We start from the raw sequence: 17,607 nt of genomic DNA, 5'->3' as shown, positions 1-17,607 counted from the left end.
AAAAATCTAATTGTCTAAAAATCTAAAAATCTAATTATGAAACTTTGGGAAAAAGGAATACCAACCGATAAGCAAATTGAACATTTCACCGTTGGAAACGACAGAGAACTGGATTTAGTTCTGGCTAAATATGACGCCTTGGGTTCTATTGCACATGCAAAAATGCTGGGACAAATCGGGCTTTTAACAGACTCCGAAACCGTTTCTTTGGTTTTAGCTTTGGAAGAAATAATAAAAGATGCTGAAAACGGTAATTTCGAAATCGAAGACAGCTTTGAAGACGTGCATTCCAAAATCGAATATTTACTAACAGTAAAACTTGGGGACGCCGGAAAAAAAATTCACACTGCCCGTTCTCGCAACGACCAAGTTCTGGTAGATGTTAATTTATATCTTAAAGATGTCGTTAAAGAACTGAAAGAGCAAGTAAAAAGCCTTTTTGATTTACTGATGGAATCAGCAGATAAACACCAAAATGTGTTATTGCCAGGATACACGCACCTTCAAATTGCAATGCCATCTTCTTTCGGAATGTGGTTTTCTGCTTACGCCGAAACTTTGATTGATGATATTACGATGTTGAATGCCGCTTTGAAAATTGTGGACCAAAACCCCTTAGGCTCGGCTGCAGGTTACGGAAGCTCATTTCCTATCAACAGAACATTCACGACACAGGAATTGGGTTTTGAAACTTTAAAATTCAATTCGGTAGCGGCACAAATGAGCCGTGGGAAATCAGAAAAAACAGTCGCTTTTGCTATGAGTAGCGTGGCAGCAACTTTGGCTAAATTCTCGATGGATGTTTGTTTGTACATGAGTCAGAATTTTGATTTCATCACTTTGCCTTCGCATCTTACAACCGGTTCGAGCATTATGCCGCACAAGAAAAACCCGGATGTTTTTGAATTGATTCGTGGGAAATGCAACAAAATTCAAGCGTTACCATACGAAATCACTTTAATTACAAATAATCTTCCAAGTGGCTATCACAGAGATTTACAATTGTTGAAAGAAGGATTGTTTCCAGCGATTCAAAACCTGAAAGCCTGTTTGGATATAGCAATTTTTGCTATCAAGGACATTAAAGTAAAAGAACATATCTTAGACGATAAAAAATACGATTATTTGTTTACGGTAGATTCCTTAAACGAAATGGTCGTTGCAGGAATGCCTTTTAGAGATGCTTATAAAGCCGTTGCTGAGCAATTAGAAAATGGGACTTTTCAATCTCCAAAAGAAACCAAACACACGCACGAAGGAAGTATCAACAACCTTTGTTTGGATGCCATAAAAAAGAAAATGGACGATTCATATTAATTCAGGACCAAAATAATTGTTACAAAAAAATCCATCAGCCGCGACTGATGGATTTTTTTATATTCCAAATTTAAACTGTTGGTTCTTATACCTTTTTACTTAATTCTTCCGCATCAATATCACTGTGCGAAACATTATAAATGGCTTTTCCTTCTTTAATTAAAATCAATTGTGGGGATTGATGCGTTACACCAAATTGATCCGCAATGGCATTAGAAATAGCTCTATATGCTATTAAATCTAAAAAATAAGGCGTAACTTTATCTGAGCTATTAAACTCATTTTCAAACTGTTTCAGTGCCATCCTACTTACACTGCATCGTGTACTGTGTTTAAAAATTGCTACTGGTTTTTCATTCGAAATAGCAATAATTTCATTCAGTTGCCCTAAATCGGTTAGTTCATTCCAATTGATTTTATTTTCATTTAAATCCTTGTCGTCTGAACTATTGAACATATTTTTAAAAAAACTCATAATTGTCTTATTTTAAGACATTTTGACTTTGAAATATAATAAAAATCATGAAATTTCTGTCAATTTGTCGGTAATATTGTATTGGAATATAAATTGAATATTGATTCGCAAAGTTAGTCAAATAACCACAAAACAAATAACATCATGAACATAAATAAATTTACAATCAAATCCCAGGAAGCCATCCAGCTATCCCAACAATTGGCGCAAAGCTACGGGCAACAACAAATAGAAAACGAACATATTTTCAAAGCCATTTTTGAAGTAGATGAAAATGTGGCTCCTTTTCTGCTTAAAAAACTCAATGTAAATGTGAGTTTATTGGAACAAATAATAGACAGCACGATACAAAGCTTCCCGAAAGTTTCCGGTGGTGAAATTATGCTTTCCAGAACTGCAAATTCAACGCTGAACGAAGCCGAGATTATTGCAAAAAAAATGAATGATGAATTCGTTTCTTTGGAGCATTTAATTTTAGCCATATTTGGTTCTAAAAGTAAAGTTGCCCAAATCCTAAAAGACCAAGGCGTTACCGAAAAAGGACTAAAAGCCGCAATCGATGAATTGAGAAAAGGAGAACGAGTGACATCGGCATCTGCTGAGGAAACCTATAATTCTTTAAATAAATACGCCAAAAACCTCAACGAATTAGCCCGTACCGGGAAACTCGATCCCGTTATTGGACGTGATGAGGAAATTCGTCGTGTGTTACAAATCCTGACCCGTAGAACCAAAAACAATCCAATGTTGGTTGGTGAACCCGGAGTGGGAAAAACCGCCATTGCGGAAGGATTAGCACACCGAATTGTTGATGGAGACGTTCCTGAAAACCTGAAAGATAAAATCGTGTATTCCCTTGATATGGGGGCGCTGATTGCAGGTGCTAAATACAAAGGGGAATTTGAAGAACGACTAAAATCCGTGGTAAAAGAGGTGACTTCTGCCGAAGGCGATATTGTTTTATTCATAGACGAAATCCATACGCTTGTGGGAGCTGGTGGTGGCGAAGGTGCCATGGATGCGGCAAATATTCTGAAACCGGCGTTGGCTCGTGGGGAACTGCGTGCGATTGGAGCAACCACATTAGACGAATATCAAAAATATTTTGAAAAGGATAAAGCATTAGAGAGACGTTTCCAAAAAATAATGGTCGAAGAACCGGATACCGAAAGCGCTATTTCGATTTTGCGTGGAATCAAGGAGAAATACGAAACACACCATAAAGTCCAAATCAAAGACGATGCTATTATTGCGGCTGTTGAATTATCGCAACGCTATATTACGAACCGTTTTCTTCCGGACAAAGCAATCGATTTAATGGACGAAGCCGCTTCAAAACTGCGTATGGAAATCAATTCAAAACCCGAAGAATTGGATGTTTTGGATAGAAAAGTAATGCAATTGGAAATTGAAATTGAAGCGATTAAAAGAGAAAAAGACGAAAGTAAACTCAAAGTTTTAGGAATGGATTTGGCCAACCTAAAAGAAGAGAGAAACGAAATTTACGCCAAATGGAAATCGGAGAAAGATGTGGTCGATAACATTCAAGCGGTAAAAACGGAGATAGAGGATTTCAAATACGAAGCCGAACGTGCAGAGCGTGATGGTGATTATGGAAAAGTTGCCGAAATTCGTTATGGAAAAATCAAAGAAGCCCAAGAACGATTGGATGCGTTTCAAAAACAATTGGCCGAAGATCAAACTGGAGGAACTTCTTTGATTAAAGAAGAAGTTACCCGTGAAGATATTGCAGAAGTCGTGGCAAAATGGACGGGAATTCCAGTAATGAAAATGCTTCAAGGCGAAAGAGAAAAACTATTGAAACTGGAAGATGAATTGCATCACAGGGTTGTAGGACAAGAAGAAGCCATTCAGGCGGTAAGTGATGCCGTGCGCAGAAGCCGTGCCGGATTACAGGATATGAAAAAACCAGTGGGAACGTTTCTTTTCCTTGGAACAACCGGAGTTGGAAAAACAGAATTGGCGAAAGCCTTAGCCGAATACCTATTTGACGATGAAAATGCGATGACCCGTATTGACATGAGCGAATACCAAGAACGCCACAGCGTAAGCCGTTTGGTTGGTGCGCCTCCGGGATATGTAGGTTATGATGAAGGCGGACAATTGACCGAAGCCGTTCGTAGAAAACCGTATTCCGTAATCTTATTGGATGAGATTGAGAAAGCGCATCCGGACACGTTCAACATCTTGCTACAAGTTTTGGACGAAGGACGTTTGACAGATAACAAAGGACGTTTGGCAGATTTTAAAAACACGATTATTATCATGACTTCTAATATGGGAAGCCAAATTATACAGGAGAAATTCGAAAACCTGAAAGGAAGCGTGGAAGCCGCAACCGAATTGGCTAAAGTAGAAGTTCTTGGGTTGTTAAAACAAACGGTGCGTCCGGAATTCATCAATCGTATTGATGAAATTGTAATGTTCACGCCATTAACCAATGAAAATATAGCTCAAATTGTAGGGTTACAACTGAAAAATGTAACCAAAATGCTGGCACAACAAGGTATCACGATGGACGCCACTCCAGAAGCTATTGCCTATTTATCTGAGAAAGGATACGATCCGCAATTTGGAGCCAGACCTGTAAAACGTGTGATTCAAAGAGACGTTCTCAATGAATTATCCAAAGAAATTCTATCCGGAAAAATAACTACAGACAGCATTATTTTGATTGATGCGTTTGATGGAAAACTGGTTTTTAGAAATCAAACCGAGTTAGTAGAGTAAATATTTGACTATCTTTGATAAAAATAAAATTATGCAAACTATTAAGTTAAAAATAAACGATAGTATCTATAATGAGTTAATGTGGTTTCTTAATCGATTCAGTAAAGATGAAGTTGAAATCATTAAAGAAAATGAAGATTTTACTGAAACTAAAAACTATTTAGAGCGGGAACTTGAAGACATAAAAAGTGGCACAGCAACATTTTTTACCGTAGAAGAAGCAGAAATAAGAATTGAAAAAACAATTCGAAAGTATGAGAATCCTTCTTAAAAGTTCCTTTATTGATCGGCTTGAAAATCAGGTTATATATATTGCAAAAGATAGCCCCAGTAGAGCTCGAAAATTCAATATGGATGTATTAAAAGAAGTAAAAAATATTCATCCAAATCCTTATAGATTTAGAAAATCAACCTATTTTGAAGACAACACTATTCGGGATTTGATTTTCAAGGGTTATACTATCGTTTATAAAATAAATGAAGAAACAATTGAAGTTTTTGGTTTTGTAAAATACCAAGAAAAATTACATGATTATTAATCTCTTTTTTTTTAATATCAAAAACACCAATCGAAAGGTTGGTGTTTTTTTATGTCATCCTTTTTTTAGGAACAGGGTGAATTAGTTTCTTAAGAATCTAGAACATTTAAACTTATGAAAACACTAGTCAAAAGGCTGGTGTTTTTTTATGCCATACTGTTTTTTAGGAGTAAACCGGCTGATTTAATTGCTGTTATTATAATCCGTATCCCAAAAAAGTAAAAATGCGAAACCACTTTAATCTATAGCTTCAATTTCACAAGTTGGAAAGCGCAGAATTGGAAAATTACACGAATTGGCTATAAAACAGAGTTGGTTTGCTTTTTTATGCAAACTAAGTGCCTCCTCTATTTTTTCTATGTTAGTAATCCGAACTTTCGGATTAAGTTTAATCGCAATAAAACGGCCGCTACCGTCAGCCGAAACCTCCAGAGTTGCCTCCGCTTCGTCTGTATAAGACACCACATCGATATCATTTTGTTTACAAACATATAAGTAAGACATCATGTGACAGGAAACTACACTACTCAATAACAGGTCTTCAGGATTGTACAAAGCAGGATCTCCTTTGAAAGCTTTAGCCGCCGAAACATGTAGAACAGCCTTACCATCAATCGTTATGCTATGACTTTTAGTATACGTCGCCGCTTCCTTTTTGGAAAAAAGCCAATCTAATTTAGCTTTAAATACATGTTTAAATCCCATAATTATTTTTATTCCAAAAGTAATTAAAAACAGTATCGTTACTACAGAAAGGTTTTGGGGGAATATTAACTAAAAATTCATCCGTTTTATAAATAGAGTAAATAAAAAAAGTTTTAGATTCGCATCAATAAACAATCAAAACGCGCAGATTAGATTTTGGCAAAGCAATACCAAAATAAACGCGGTTTCTAAAACAATCAAAATGGCATCAGGTTTTTTCGCACTATTAGATGATATCGCAGCAATTATGGATGATGTTGCAGTAATGAGTAAATTTGCAGCCAAAAAAACGGCTGGTATTTTAGGCGATGATTTAGCCGTAAATGCCGAAAAAGCCTCAGGATTTATCTCCTCAAGAGAACTTCCCGTATTATGGGCAATTGCAAAAGGTTCTTTCCTTAATAAAGTAATCATTTTACCCATCGCCTTTCTGCTGAGTGCTTTTTTACCGGTGGCTGTTATCATAATCTTAGTGCTTGGCGGACTTTATTTAGCCTACGAAGGTGCCGAAAAAATATACGAATACTTCTTTCCGCACGAACATGCAAAACACGAAATTTCGTTGGAACCGATGACCGAAGAACAAATTTTAGCCTTTGAAAAAGAAAAAATAAAATCAGCCATCGTAACCGATTTTATTTTATCAGTAGAAATCGTAATTATTGCGCTGGGCACCGTTATTGGAAAACCTATTTTATCACAGATTCTTGTAGTTTCTATCATTGCAATAATAGCAACCGTAGGTGTTTATGGGATTGTAGCTCTAATTGTAAGAATGGATGAAGCAGGTTTAAAACTGATTCAAATGAGTTCCAAAGAAAAAAGTTTTACAAAAACGGTAGGTAATATTCTGGTACAAGCGCTGCCAAAAGTCATCAAAAGTCTATCCGTTATTGGTACTATCGCTTTATTATTAGTGGCTGGTGGGATATTTGTACATGAAATTCCGTTCCTACACGATATACTACCACAAATACCGTCTATAATAATTGAATTTATAATCGGCCTTGGATTCGGGGGAATTGTTTTGGGAATTGTAACCCTGTTCAAAAAGATCATTGGCAAAAAGTAAGCAACAATTGAATACACTTTAGCCGCATACATAATTTAAAAACAAGGAGAACATCAGTCGAAAGGCTGGTGTTTTTTTTATGCTTTTTTAGGAGCAGAACATTTCTAATTTTTCAACACGAGTTGTCCCGCTGTCCGCAGTATCTTTTTATAAACGCAACCCTATCGGGTTGCATTTATAAAAAGGATACTTGCTCCCATCGGGGCTATTTGACAACGCGTTTTTTCCAGAATAAAGTTTCCGAAAAAAGTGCTTTATTAAAGTTTAGAATCTGTTATAAATCATATTGGAATAAAAAAATTGATCGATAATTTGTAAGAAAATTTTAATATATTTGTTTACTATATCGCTATAAAATAACGACAATCTTCCCAATTACGGTTGTATAGGCGCTACTTTGTAGCGAGTATATGTAAGTAGTAGGTAATTAAAAAACTATATGGAAATAAAACTTGGTGAATATACATTAGTCCATTCGGGACTAGTCATTCAAATTGATAGTTTACCGATTACTGTAAAACTAACTGATGAAATTGAAGGAGATTATACATTCATCTTCAATTTTTCGGCCGATACAAATGAAAAAGGTGTAATATCACGATTTGTTACTATTGATACTCATACGTTACAAATAAACTTTTTAAACTTTAATAATATTCAAAATGGAGGGAGTACAAATCCAATTGATGTAGGTACATTACGTCAAAAACCTCTTTTTTTAAGTTATAGAATTTTTGATTTGCCAAATTGTGGAAAGACAATTCAATTTAATTTCTATATAAAGGAGGTGAAAGATGGCAAATAATAAATATATAAATAAAGTTTGTAGTAATACTCAATCTGACTTAATAGAGATAACTCACGATAAATTGGAAAATATACTTATTAAGTATTTAAAAGAATATCGTAAAACTATCGAATGGATGACTCCTTTAGGTTTATTTCTAAGTTTCTTGCTCACATGTCTTTTCGCAGATTTTAAAGACTTCCTGGGTATTTCAAAAGAAATTTGGAGTGCTATAATGTATATTTTAATGGCTTTGAGTTTATTTTGGACATTATACACAATTTGTGTAGCATTATATTTTTTTAAAAGAACTAGTATTGAATACCTAATAAATAAGATTAGAAACGATTAACTGCACACAACAACAGTTACACGAGATTTGGGTTTCAGACATAAACTGAGACTTGAGTTTGTGTTTTAAAGTTCAGTCTTAAACCGAAAAAACGGCATAGTTTTCCCAAACCTCTTGTAGCTGCAGGAAGTAACTAACAAGTTTAGAAATGAATTGTTTATAAATCCTGTAATTTGTAAAAGACAATTTAATTTTTTTATAACAAAAAATCATTAACGTAAGCTTTATTTAGTTATTCTTTATTTTTACTGATGATTAACTACTAATCAAAATATAATATCATGGACGAGACAGAATTATTTTACGGCAACAAAGGAGCACCTAAAATGAAAAGGCTAAAAGAAGGTTTACAAAAAATTGAAAACAAACATTCTGAATATTTTGAAGAAAGGAACTCACCTCTTTCTATTGAAAAACACGATAGATTACACAATCATTACGATATGAATACAAATCCAAATGGTGTGTTTTTTGGAATTAAACCTGGGAGTGATTTAAAAGAAGAAATCAAAATTGAGTGCCAAAATTTATTCAACAAAATATTTAAGCTGGAAGGCAAGAATTAAAGCCTACTAGTAACAGCGGTTTGGCTTTATTGCTAGTTTGGTCTGTATTTGAAAATACACCAGCTCTTCAAAGTTTCCCGTCTTCGGAGTAGTCATAAGGAAACCCAAATAAAAATATCCGCAAACTATTTAAAACCTAAAAACCGCTCCTGAACAAACAAAAACAAGCAACTTATTGACAACTATCAAAAAGGACTCTTGACTATTATAATGTAAACTTAAACATAACAAATATGAAAACATTTAAACCAACCCATACATTATTGACTGTAATAGTCACTTTTTTTATAGTTTCCTTTAGTACAAATACTGTAGCTCAGGAAAAAATTCAAATGGTACGATTGGCAAAAATTAAAGTTGATCCATTGCAATTGGACAAATATAATATTGCGCTAAAAGAACAAATGACTACTGCAGTTCGTCTTGAGCCAGGTGTATTAACGTATTACGCCGTTGCAGACAAAACCGAACCATCACACATCACCATACTTGAAATATATGCTGATACAACGGCATACAAATCACACATAGAAACAACTCATTTTAAAAAATACAAGGAGACAGTTAAAGATATGGTCAAATCTCTGGAACTTGTAGATGTTAATTTAATTGGTTCGGCAAATAAAATGGACAAATAATCCGTAAAAAAACAATTCTTAGCGATACAGCTAATTGGGAAAAGAACAGTTCCAAATAAGTAAAGAATACGATACTAAAACAACTTATATATACGCTGAATTGGAATCATCACACCTTGCTTTAGTATCACATTTTTGTCTGTAACACCCCAAACCGTAGTATCTACTATTTTTTTGGATTCGCTATCTTCAAAGAAAATTTTAATTTTTGAATGTTCTAAATTACCCAATGACAAAGCCCTATTGATATCGCTTATTCTCGTTTTTATTTCGTCCACATCGTCAAGAACATCTGTTGTCGGAAATTTAAGAAGTGCTATGTCTTCTTTATCGATGATTTTGAATTCTTCAGTCATAATTGTAAAAATTTAATTAATTATAAATTACTTGTATTGTAGTAAAACAGAACCCTTTTTATTAGCTATAATACTATACAAAAATAAAACCTACTTGACTTTGTTAATGCCAATTTTATATTAATTTTTCTCCTGCTCAAAGTATTGCTAGTATCGGCAATTATTCGCCATCCTCTTTAGATAACTTCTACCAACTTCATTGAAGTTCTTAAAACATAATAGGTCCAAAGACTATTTAAATCCTAAAAAACACATTACCCCTATTTTCTACTGTTTATAAAATTCACTATTTTTGCAGTCTAAAATTTTAGTCATGCCAAACAAGAAATACAAAATAGCGGTCATTCAATTGAATCTTAATGATATTGCCGAAAACAACTTAAAAAAATGTATCAGTTGGGTTCGTGATGCCGCCAACCTTGGTGCCGAAGTTATTTCGTTACCGGAATTATACAGCAGTCATTATTTTTGTCAAAGCGAAGATGTAGATAATTTTGCTTTGGCAGAACCTTTATACAGCACTTCGTTTATTGCTTTTAGCGCTTTGGCAAAAGAATTAGGCGTAGTGATTATTGTTCCTTTCTTCGAAAAAAGAATGGCAGGAATCTACCATAATAGTGCTTATATCATAGACACAGACGGTTCAGAAGCAGGATTGTATCGCAAAATGCACATTCCGGACGATCCTCATTTTTATGAAAAATTCTATTTCACACCTGGAGATTTGGGTTTCAAAACAATTCCAACTAAAAAAGGAAAAATAGGAACCTTAATTTGTTGGGATCAATGGTATCCTGAAGCAGCGCGTTTGACGGCTTTACAAGGTGCTGAAGTGTTGTTTTACCCAACAGCAATTGGATGGCATCCACAAGAAAAAGAGCAATACGGTGAAAACCAACATGGCGCTTGGATGAGTGTTATGAAAGGGCACGCAGTTGCAAATGGCGTGTATGTTGCAGCAGCAAATAGAATAGGTTTAGAACAATACTTGCCTGATACGGCGGGAATTCAGTTTTGGGGATCTTCGTTTATTGCGGGACCACAAGGCGAAATTTTGGCGCAAGCCTCACACGACAAAGAAGAAATTCTGATTGCCGAAGTAGACTTAGACTTACAGGAAAATGTGCGTCAGAACTGGCCATTTTTTAGAGACAGAAGAATAGACGCTTTTGGAGATATTACAAAAAGAGCGATTGATTAAGTCGCCTTTCGATACTAAAAAATCCCTGCTAAGAAATCTTTCTAAGCAGGGATTTTTATTTAAAGTAAACTTCTAAATCTAATTCAAATCCGGTTGAAATATTTTAACGACACCATCGCCTTCACTACTTACCACCACTAAACTTCTTTTGGTAGGACTTTTTGAAGCTGGAATAAAAAGTAAACCTTCAGGCGCATCACCCGTTTTAAAAGTCTGTAAAAATTTTGGAGCAACAGGATTCGAAACATCATACACCATAACGGCATCTACTCGTTCCAACCCAACAAAAAGAATCGTTTTATCGCCCATTTTAGTCACTACAACTGATTCTGGCTCTACTGATTTATCATCACTTCTGGCATCATCATAAATACCCAATTCTTGTGCTTTTTTATCAAGTTCATTTTTACTGTCGAATACTATTTCTCCTGTGTTTCCATTCCAAATTGAGAAAGAACGGGCTCCAAAAGAAACTAATTCATCAAAATCACTATCGCCGTCCGTATCACCCATTTTGGTATTGATATTCAACCTTCCCATGCTTGCTTCTGCTTTTAAAGCCGCCGCATTAGGAAACGCTATTGGATCAAGGACAACCGAAGAACTGCTGATTCTTTTTACATCTACAAAAGCACTATATTCTCTGGCATCTCCTTCATTTGCAGTAACAAAATAAGGGATTTTATTGATTTCAAAATTAGTGATAGCATCCGGTTGAAACATTCCTTTCAATTTCCACACATTAGTAAAAACACCCCCATCTTTATCGCTGATATCGATAGCATTTTCGGCAAGATTGTAGTCTTTATAACCTAATGGAAAAATATTCGTGATCGTTTTTGTTGCCAAATCAATTTTAGCCACTCCGTTATTTTCCTGTAAAGTCACCCAAGCCGTTTTTGAATCCGAGGAAATCGTGATGTATTCCGGTTCAATATCAGAGACAAAATTATTAGTTGGACTTGCAATTCGGAATCCTTTTGTTTTCAGTGTACTCAATTGACTGCTAAAACTTCCGAAATTTAAAGTCGTCACCGCATAATTATTGTTGACCGCAATAATAGAAACAGAACCATCCGGATCTATAGAATACGTATCATTTGGCTCTCCTTCATTAGCGGTCATGATATAATTCCCATCAGGAGAAAATGTAATCATGTCCGGCAAAGCACCAACCGTAATTTCTTTGATTACACTGTAATTAGCCGTGTCAAAAACAACCACTTTTCCTGCATCTTGCTTATTCGGTTTTGCTTCCAATGCCACTGCTAACTTTCCATTATAGGTAGCAACACTGTTTGAAGCTCCGTTAAATGGAGTTAAATCAATACTTGTTAGAAAAACTGGACTGGATGGATTAGACAAATCAATAACATCAATTCTATTCGTATTACTGTTGTTTACGGTAAATAACTTTTTAGAAACTTCATCATACGCACTTATTTCAGCAGCTCCGGCACCACCGACTGTAATGGAACCAATTTCTTTGAAAGTGGATGCATTTTCATTTACAACCAACTCTGGAGAATCCTCCTTATTAGAGTCATTTTCGCAACTTGACAATATCATAATTGCCGCGAGTAGTGTAATACCATATTTTTTCATAACTGTAATTTTTAAATTTTTTCAAAAATAACTAGCTGAAACCCGACTAGAATTAACTAAATATTATATAATCATTACCAAAACTATTCTTATAAATTTATGAGTTGCCCAAAATGAATGGTTGCTAACTATTTTAAAATCCTACTGAATGTTTATATTTGCAGTCTTTAAAATTAGAAACGCTGTATGACTACAAATAATAGAAGATTTCCTGCCGAATGGGAAAAACAACAAGGGATTTTACTGTGTTTTCCTCACAACGGTAAGGATTGGCCAGGGAAATATGAAGCAGTTCAATGGGCTTTTGTGGAATTCATTAAAAAAGTGGCTACTTTCGAACAAGTCTTTTTAGTAGTTGCCGATGATAACCAAAAAGAAAAAGTCAATACGATGCTGGAAACAGCTCATGTTGTGCTAACAAATGTTTCCTACATTATTTATAAAACCAATAGAAGTTGGATGCGTGATTCGGGTCCGATAATCGTTAAAAACGGAACCGAAAGAGAAGCGTTAAACTTTAATTTTAATGGCTGGGCAAAATATAAAAACATTCAGTTGGACAAGTTTGTTCCTGCGAAAGTGGGCGAATTTCTAAATATTCCTGTGACTCAGGTCATGTACGAAGGAAAACCGGTAATTGTAGAAGGTGGTGCCATTGACACCAATGGACGCGGTACTTTACTGACTTCCGAAGAATGTTTGATGCATCCTGATATTCAGGTTCGGAATCCAAATTTCACCAAAGCAGATTACGAAGCCGTTTTCAAGGAATACCTTGGAATTACGAATGTGATTTGGTTAGGTGACGGAATTGAAGGTGACGATACGCACGGACATATTGATGATTTATGCCGATTTGTAAACGAAGATACGATTGTGACTATTGTAGAAACAGACCCAACGGATAATAACTACAAACCATTGCAAGACAATTTAAAACGCTTGCAAAATGCCAAACTGGAAAATGGTAAATCTCCAGTAATTGTAGTTCTACCAATGCCAAAACGTTTGGAATTTGACGGCTTGCGATTGCCAGCGAGTTATGCCAATTTCTTGATTTTAAACAATTGTGTTTTGGTCCCTACTTTTAACGACAGTAACGACAGAGTAGCTTTAAACATACTTTCAGAATGTTTTCCTGATAGAGAAATCATTGGGATTAGCGCTACTGATTTTATTTGGGGTTTTGGAACATTACATTGCCTAAGTCAGCAAATTCCAGAGTAAATTTAGAATAGAAAAATAGAGTAAATAAAAAAAGACTTGTAGCAATTAAGGCTACAAGTCTTTTTTATTTTATTAAAACCAAAATACTATTTATCTTTTGTAAATGGTATTTTTTGTCCTTCAGGTATCAACATATCAAATCCGTTTAAATTGTCATTAAATTCAAATTTAAGTCCTGCTTGTTTCGATTCAAAACTGTTTTTTCCAATTGGTTCCACCGTAAAACTTGGATAATTAGTTATCAAAACATTTAGCACACCATTTTTCTCTGAAAAAGTAATTTTTAGAGGTGCCATTTTAGTTGAATACGTTCCTAAATAACCATCCAGAATAACATCTTTTTCAATCAAACCTTTGCTTGCTGTCCAAGTGTTATTTCCTTCATTCGTATCTGGTAAAACATGATCTGGATCCAGTGTGATGCTTTCAATTTCTTCTGTCGAATTGTGTTTGAATGACCACGCTTTGTTTCTTTGCCAAACTTCAACCGGTAATTTAACACGTGTTAGTTGCCCGCTTTTCGTTTTTACGTCTAAACTTACTGGCATAGCCATTTTTTCGAAGTTTTCAATCGAAATCACAACTCCTTGTTTAGGATCGTTTTTCACATATTTTATCGAATTAATTCCTTGGTCTAATCGCCAATTGTATTGAAACCAACCTCTCCAAAACCAACTCAAATCTTCCCCTGCAACATTTTCGATTGTTCTAAAGAAATCATCTGGTTGCGGATGTTTGTATGCCCAACGTTCTACGTAAGTTTTCAAAGCTAAATCAAAACGCTCCGGTCCAAGAACTTGTTCACGCAAAATCACTAATCCTGAACTTGGTTTTGAATACGCCAAAAGACCAATATTAGCTTCTTTCATGTTGTCCGGAGAACTCATTATGGTTTCAAGATTCGGACTTGTATACACTTCCGCTCTTTGATGCATATCAACCGGCTTATCTTTGTACTCGCCATTATTAAAATCTACTGAACTCAATGAATTAATAAAAGTATTAAAACCCTCATCCATCCAAGCAAACATTCTTTCATTTGAACCAACAATCATAGGAAACCAAATGTGTCCAAATTCATGATCTGTAACGCCCCATAAATCTTCACCTTTTGACTCCCAACTGCAAAAAACAATTCCTGGATATTCCATTCCGCCTTCGTTTCCTGCAACATTTGTAGCCGCTGGATACGGATATTCTAACCATCTTTTAGAATAATTTTCAATGGAAGCTTTCGTATATTCTGTGGAACGTCCCCAAGCGGCGTCTCCAGCACTTTCTATAGGATAAACTGAAATCGCTAAAGATTTCTTTCCGCTTGGCAAATTAATTTTTGCTGCGTCTAAAATAAATGCCGCTGAAGAAGACCAAGAAAAATCACGGGCATTTTTGATTTTATAATTCCAAGTTTTAGTAGTTGTAGCAACTGTTTTTGATGTGTTTTCAACTTCGGCAGCAGTACGAATAAAAACTGTTTTATCACTTTGTTTTGCTTGTGCCAAACGTTTTTGTTCTTCTGCAGAATAAACAGCTGTAGGATTTAGTAATTCGCCGGAAGCAACCACAATATGATTGGATGGCGCTGTAATGCTCACATCAAAATCACCGTATTCCAAGTAAAATTCCGACGCTCCTAAATACGGATTCGTATTCCAGCCTCGTACATCATCATACACACACATACGCGGATACCACTGTGCTATGGTGAAAATTTTTCCGTTTTTAGTTTCCAATACTCCCATTCTGTCCGAACCTTCAAAAGGAGCTATAAAAGAAAAGTCCATTTTAATTTTAACGGAACCGCCTTTAGCATTTAATCCCTGCGGAAGAAAAACCTGCATTCTAGTATCCGTAATTACATATTTTGCTTCTTTTTCAGTAGCTACACCTTTTACAGTAGTGATAACTTTCACCGATTTTATTTTATGACCGCCATCAAAAATTTGGCCTTGAGCCCCATTTCGACTACCTGTCAAAGGCACAACTGCATTTCCACGGGAATCTGCTTTGAACAAATTCTGGTCTAAGTTCATCCAAACAAAAGCCAATTTATCAGGACTGTTGTTCGTATACGTGATGATTCCCGTTCCGGAAATTTCATTGTTTTTCTCATCCAATTTTGCCGTTAATTTATAATCAGCACTATTTTGCCAATATTCAGCTCCTGGCTGACCACTTGCAGATCGTGTACTTGTTCCATTTTTAGAGTAAAAATGTGGAGCAAAAGCATCATGATAATCATACTTTGAGATTGAGTTACTTGATACATTTACAGGGATTTGTTGCGCCCAAGCAGACGTAACTCCTAATAATAAAGCCAAATGTAGCATGACTCTGAAGCGACTGTTTTTCATTTTTCTTATAGTTTATATCACAAATTAATGAAAAAAAAGAGGATTTTAAACTATTAAGAAAGAATTGATTCCATTTTAAATAAATAAAATCAAGCTTAAACCTAATTAGAATTAAAAATTATAAAATATATTTACCATACAAAATCAATTTTTAAATTAACGAAGAACAATTTTGACTACTATAATAAAAAACTCCGTTCTAACCGCAGAAATCAAAAATTTCGGTGCCGAATTAATTTCCTTAAAAACAAATCTGAATAAAGAATACATTTGGGAAGGAAATCTAGAATTTTGGGGCAAACACTCTCCTATTTTGTTTCCAATTGTTGGAACTTTAAAAGATAATTCCTTTCATCATAATGGAATGGAATATCATTTATCGCGACATGGATTTGCCAGAGATATGGAATTTGAATTAATCAATGCGTCAGATAATAGTGCTACTTTCTCCATACAATCTTCTGACGAGACCTTAAAAGTATATCCTTTTGAATTTGAATTACAACTGATTTACACATTAGACAAAAACAATTTATTCATTGCATATAAAGTAATTAACAAAGGGAAATCTACGATGCCATTTGCTATTGGAGCGCATCCTGCTTTTGCTTTACCAAATCAATTCGAAAATTACGCTATTGCTTTTGAAAAAGAAGAAAAGTTGGAATATTATCTTTTGGAGGATGATTTAATTTCAAATAATACGAAGCAATTAGAAGTTCATAATAAACAGATTCCGCTAACGTATGAATTATTCAAAAACGACGCTTTAATTTTCAAAACATTACAATCTGATTCATTGACAATTTTAGAAAATGAAAATCCAATTTTGAGAGTACATTTTAAAGATTTTCCAAGTTTAGGAATTTGGACCAAAATGAATGCGCCCTTTCTTTGTATCGAACCTTGGTTTGGTTATTCGGATACCAATGAGAATTCCGGAAATCTATTAGAGAAAGAAGCTATTCAAATTTTAGAATCAAATGAAATTTTTAATTCAAATTTCAGTATCGAAATCCTTTAATTAAAAAAATAAAATATGTTAACTATTAATTTCAGTCCATTTCCAAATTTAGAAACTGAACGTTTGCTTTTACGAAGAGTGGATTCTAATGATGTAAAGGAGATTTTCGCATTGCGATCTAATCCCGAAACGATGAAATATATTCCAAGACCTTTAGTGAAAACTGATGAAGATGCCTTGGAACATATTGCAATGATAGATACAAAAATAGAAACCAATGAAGGCATAAATTGGGCGATTACGTTGAAAGATAACCCAAAATTAATTGGAATAATTGGTCATTACAGAATAAAACCAGAACATTATCGAGCTGAAATTGGCTATATGTTACTTCCAGAATACAATGGAAAAGGAATTATTTCAGAAGCGGTGAGCGAAGCTGTAAATTATGGTTTTAAAATAATGAAATTGCATTCTATTGAAGCAATTATAGCTCCTGAAAATCATGGGTCTGCAAAAGTTTTAGAAAAAAATGGCTTTGTTAAAGAAGCACATTTAAAAGAAAATGAATTTTTTGAAGGACGATTTTTGGATACCGTTATTTATTCTATTTTAAACAAATAGTCTTTAATGACGCCCTCTTTTATAGTGTTAAAATACGTTTAAACTGACAATATTTACTTTAAACATAAAAGGCT

Annotated in this window: 18 protein-coding genes; 13 read left to right on the top strand and 5 right to left on the bottom strand. The window is 34.7% G+C overall.

Annotated features, from left to right (window positions below; genetic code table 11):
- The first annotated feature begins 36 nt into the window (after positions 1-36).
- A complete protein-coding gene (gene argH / locus QLS65_RS07435; protein WP_282716327.1) occupies positions 37-1,317 on the top strand; it encodes an argininosuccinate lyase in 1,281 nt (426 codons plus the stop codon).
- Positions 1,318-1,402: 85 nt separating this feature from the next.
- On the opposite strand, the gene ytxJ is transcribed toward argH, so the two are convergent.
- Entirely contained in the window at positions 1,403-1,792 is a 390-nt protein-coding gene (ytxJ, locus tag QLS65_RS07430) for a bacillithiol system redox-active protein YtxJ (RefSeq protein WP_282716325.1), read from the bottom strand.
- A gap of 144 nt (positions 1,793-1,936) precedes the next feature.
- Between ytxJ and clpB the strand changes: the two genes are divergently transcribed.
- From clpB to QLS65_RS07415, 3 genes are read left to right on the top strand one after another with little or no spacing between them, the layout of a single operon-like run.
- A complete protein-coding gene (gene clpB / locus QLS65_RS07425; RefSeq protein ID WP_282716323.1) occupies positions 1,937-4,543 on the top strand; it encodes an ATP-dependent chaperone ClpB in 2,607 nt (868 codons plus the stop codon).
- Between the two features lie 31 nt (positions 4,544-4,574).
- The gene (locus QLS65_RS07420; protein WP_282716321.1) at positions 4,575-4,814 is read left to right on the top strand and encodes a tRNA pseudouridine synthase A; all 240 of its coding nucleotides are present in this window, start codon (positions 4,575-4,577) and stop codon (positions 4,812-4,814) included.
- Complete coding sequence (locus tag QLS65_RS07415; protein WP_282716319.1) at positions 4,798-5,082, top strand: type II toxin-antitoxin system RelE/ParE family toxin; 285 nt, start codon at positions 4,798-4,800, stop codon at positions 5,080-5,082. The genes QLS65_RS07420 and QLS65_RS07415 overlap by 17 nt, the downstream gene beginning before the upstream one ends.
- Before the next feature lie 237 nt (positions 5,083-5,319).
- Here the strand turns inward: QLS65_RS07415 and QLS65_RS07410 are convergent, their stop codons facing one another.
- Positions 5,320-5,787, bottom strand: a complete 468-nt coding sequence (locus QLS65_RS07410; protein WP_282716317.1) for an OsmC family protein — start codon at positions 5,785-5,787, stop codon at positions 5,320-5,322.
- 202 nt (positions 5,788-5,989) lie between these two features.
- Between QLS65_RS07410 and QLS65_RS07405 the strand changes: the two genes are divergently transcribed.
- The 5 genes from QLS65_RS07405 (at position 5,990) to QLS65_RS07385 (ending at position 9,202) form a co-directional block, all read left to right on the top strand.
- A complete protein-coding gene (locus tag QLS65_RS07405; protein WP_282716315.1) occupies positions 5,990-6,859 on the top strand; it encodes a DUF808 domain-containing protein in 870 nt (289 codons plus the stop codon).
- Positions 6,860-7,298: 439 nt separating this feature from the next.
- The gene (locus tag QLS65_RS07400) at positions 7,299-7,664 is read left to right on the top strand and encodes a DUF6864 domain-containing function (RefSeq protein WP_282716313.1); all 366 of its coding nucleotides are present in this window, start codon (positions 7,299-7,301) and stop codon (positions 7,662-7,664) included.
- Positions 7,654-7,998, top strand: coding sequence for a hypothetical protein (locus tag QLS65_RS07395; protein WP_282716311.1), 345 nt, complete (start codon positions 7,654-7,656; stop codon positions 7,996-7,998). Before QLS65_RS07400 ends, QLS65_RS07395 begins: the two co-directional genes overlap by 11 nt.
- A gap of 281 nt (positions 7,999-8,279) precedes the next feature.
- Positions 8,280-8,564, top strand: coding sequence for a hypothetical protein (locus tag QLS65_RS07390; protein WP_282716309.1), 285 nt, complete (start codon positions 8,280-8,282; stop codon positions 8,562-8,564).
- A gap of 233 nt (positions 8,565-8,797) precedes the next feature.
- A complete protein-coding gene (locus QLS65_RS07385; RefSeq protein ID WP_282716307.1) occupies positions 8,798-9,202 on the top strand; it encodes a putative quinol monooxygenase in 405 nt (134 codons plus the stop codon).
- A gap of 74 nt (positions 9,203-9,276) precedes the next feature.
- Here the strand turns inward: QLS65_RS07385 and QLS65_RS07380 are convergent, their stop codons facing one another.
- A complete protein-coding gene (locus QLS65_RS07380) occupies positions 9,277-9,558 on the bottom strand; it encodes a hypothetical protein (protein ID WP_282716304.1) in 282 nt (93 codons plus the stop codon).
- 313 nt (positions 9,559-9,871) lie between these two features.
- On the opposite strand from QLS65_RS07380, the gene QLS65_RS07375 reads away from it, so the two are divergent.
- A complete protein-coding gene (locus QLS65_RS07375; protein WP_091170395.1) occupies positions 9,872-10,759 on the top strand; it encodes a carbon-nitrogen hydrolase in 888 nt (295 codons plus the stop codon).
- A gap of 78 nt (positions 10,760-10,837) precedes the next feature.
- Here QLS65_RS07375 and QLS65_RS07370 read toward each other — a convergent pair whose 3' ends face one another.
- A complete protein-coding gene (locus QLS65_RS07370; RefSeq protein ID WP_282716302.1) occupies positions 10,838-12,364 on the bottom strand; it encodes a choice-of-anchor I family protein in 1,527 nt (508 codons plus the stop codon).
- Between the two features lie 186 nt (positions 12,365-12,550).
- Here QLS65_RS07370 and QLS65_RS07365 point away from each other — a divergent pair, with 186 nt between their 5' ends.
- Positions 12,551-13,591 carry an agmatine deiminase family protein gene (locus tag QLS65_RS07365; RefSeq protein ID WP_282716300.1) on the top strand — a complete coding sequence of 347 codons (1,041 nt, stop codon included), beginning with the start codon at positions 12,551-12,553 and terminating at the stop codon, positions 13,589-13,591.
- 86 nt (positions 13,592-13,677) lie between these two features.
- On the opposite strand, the gene QLS65_RS07360 is transcribed toward QLS65_RS07365, so the two are convergent.
- Complete coding sequence (locus QLS65_RS07360; RefSeq protein WP_282716294.1) at positions 13,678-15,945, bottom strand: M1 family metallopeptidase; 2,268 nt, start codon at positions 15,943-15,945, stop codon at positions 13,678-13,680.
- Positions 15,946-16,117: 172 nt separating this feature from the next.
- On the opposite strand from QLS65_RS07360, the gene QLS65_RS07355 reads away from it, so the two are divergent.
- Together QLS65_RS07355 and QLS65_RS07350 are read left to right on the top strand one after the other, a co-directional pair.
- Complete coding sequence (locus QLS65_RS07355; protein WP_282716290.1) at positions 16,118-16,969, top strand: aldose 1-epimerase family protein; 852 nt, start codon at positions 16,118-16,120, stop codon at positions 16,967-16,969.
- A gap of 15 nt (positions 16,970-16,984) precedes the next feature.
- Positions 16,985-17,533, top strand: coding sequence for a GNAT family N-acetyltransferase (locus QLS65_RS07350; protein ID WP_099715120.1), 549 nt, complete (start codon positions 16,985-16,987; stop codon positions 17,531-17,533).
- Positions 17,534-17,607 lie beyond the last annotated feature (74 nt).

The organism is Flavobacterium algoritolerans (assembly GCF_030010385.1).
In the GTDB taxonomy this organism is placed as follows: domain Bacteria; phylum Bacteroidota; class Bacteroidia; order Flavobacteriales; family Flavobacteriaceae; genus Flavobacterium; species Flavobacterium algoritolerans.
This window is presented reverse-complemented; position numbering and strand designations above follow the sequence as displayed.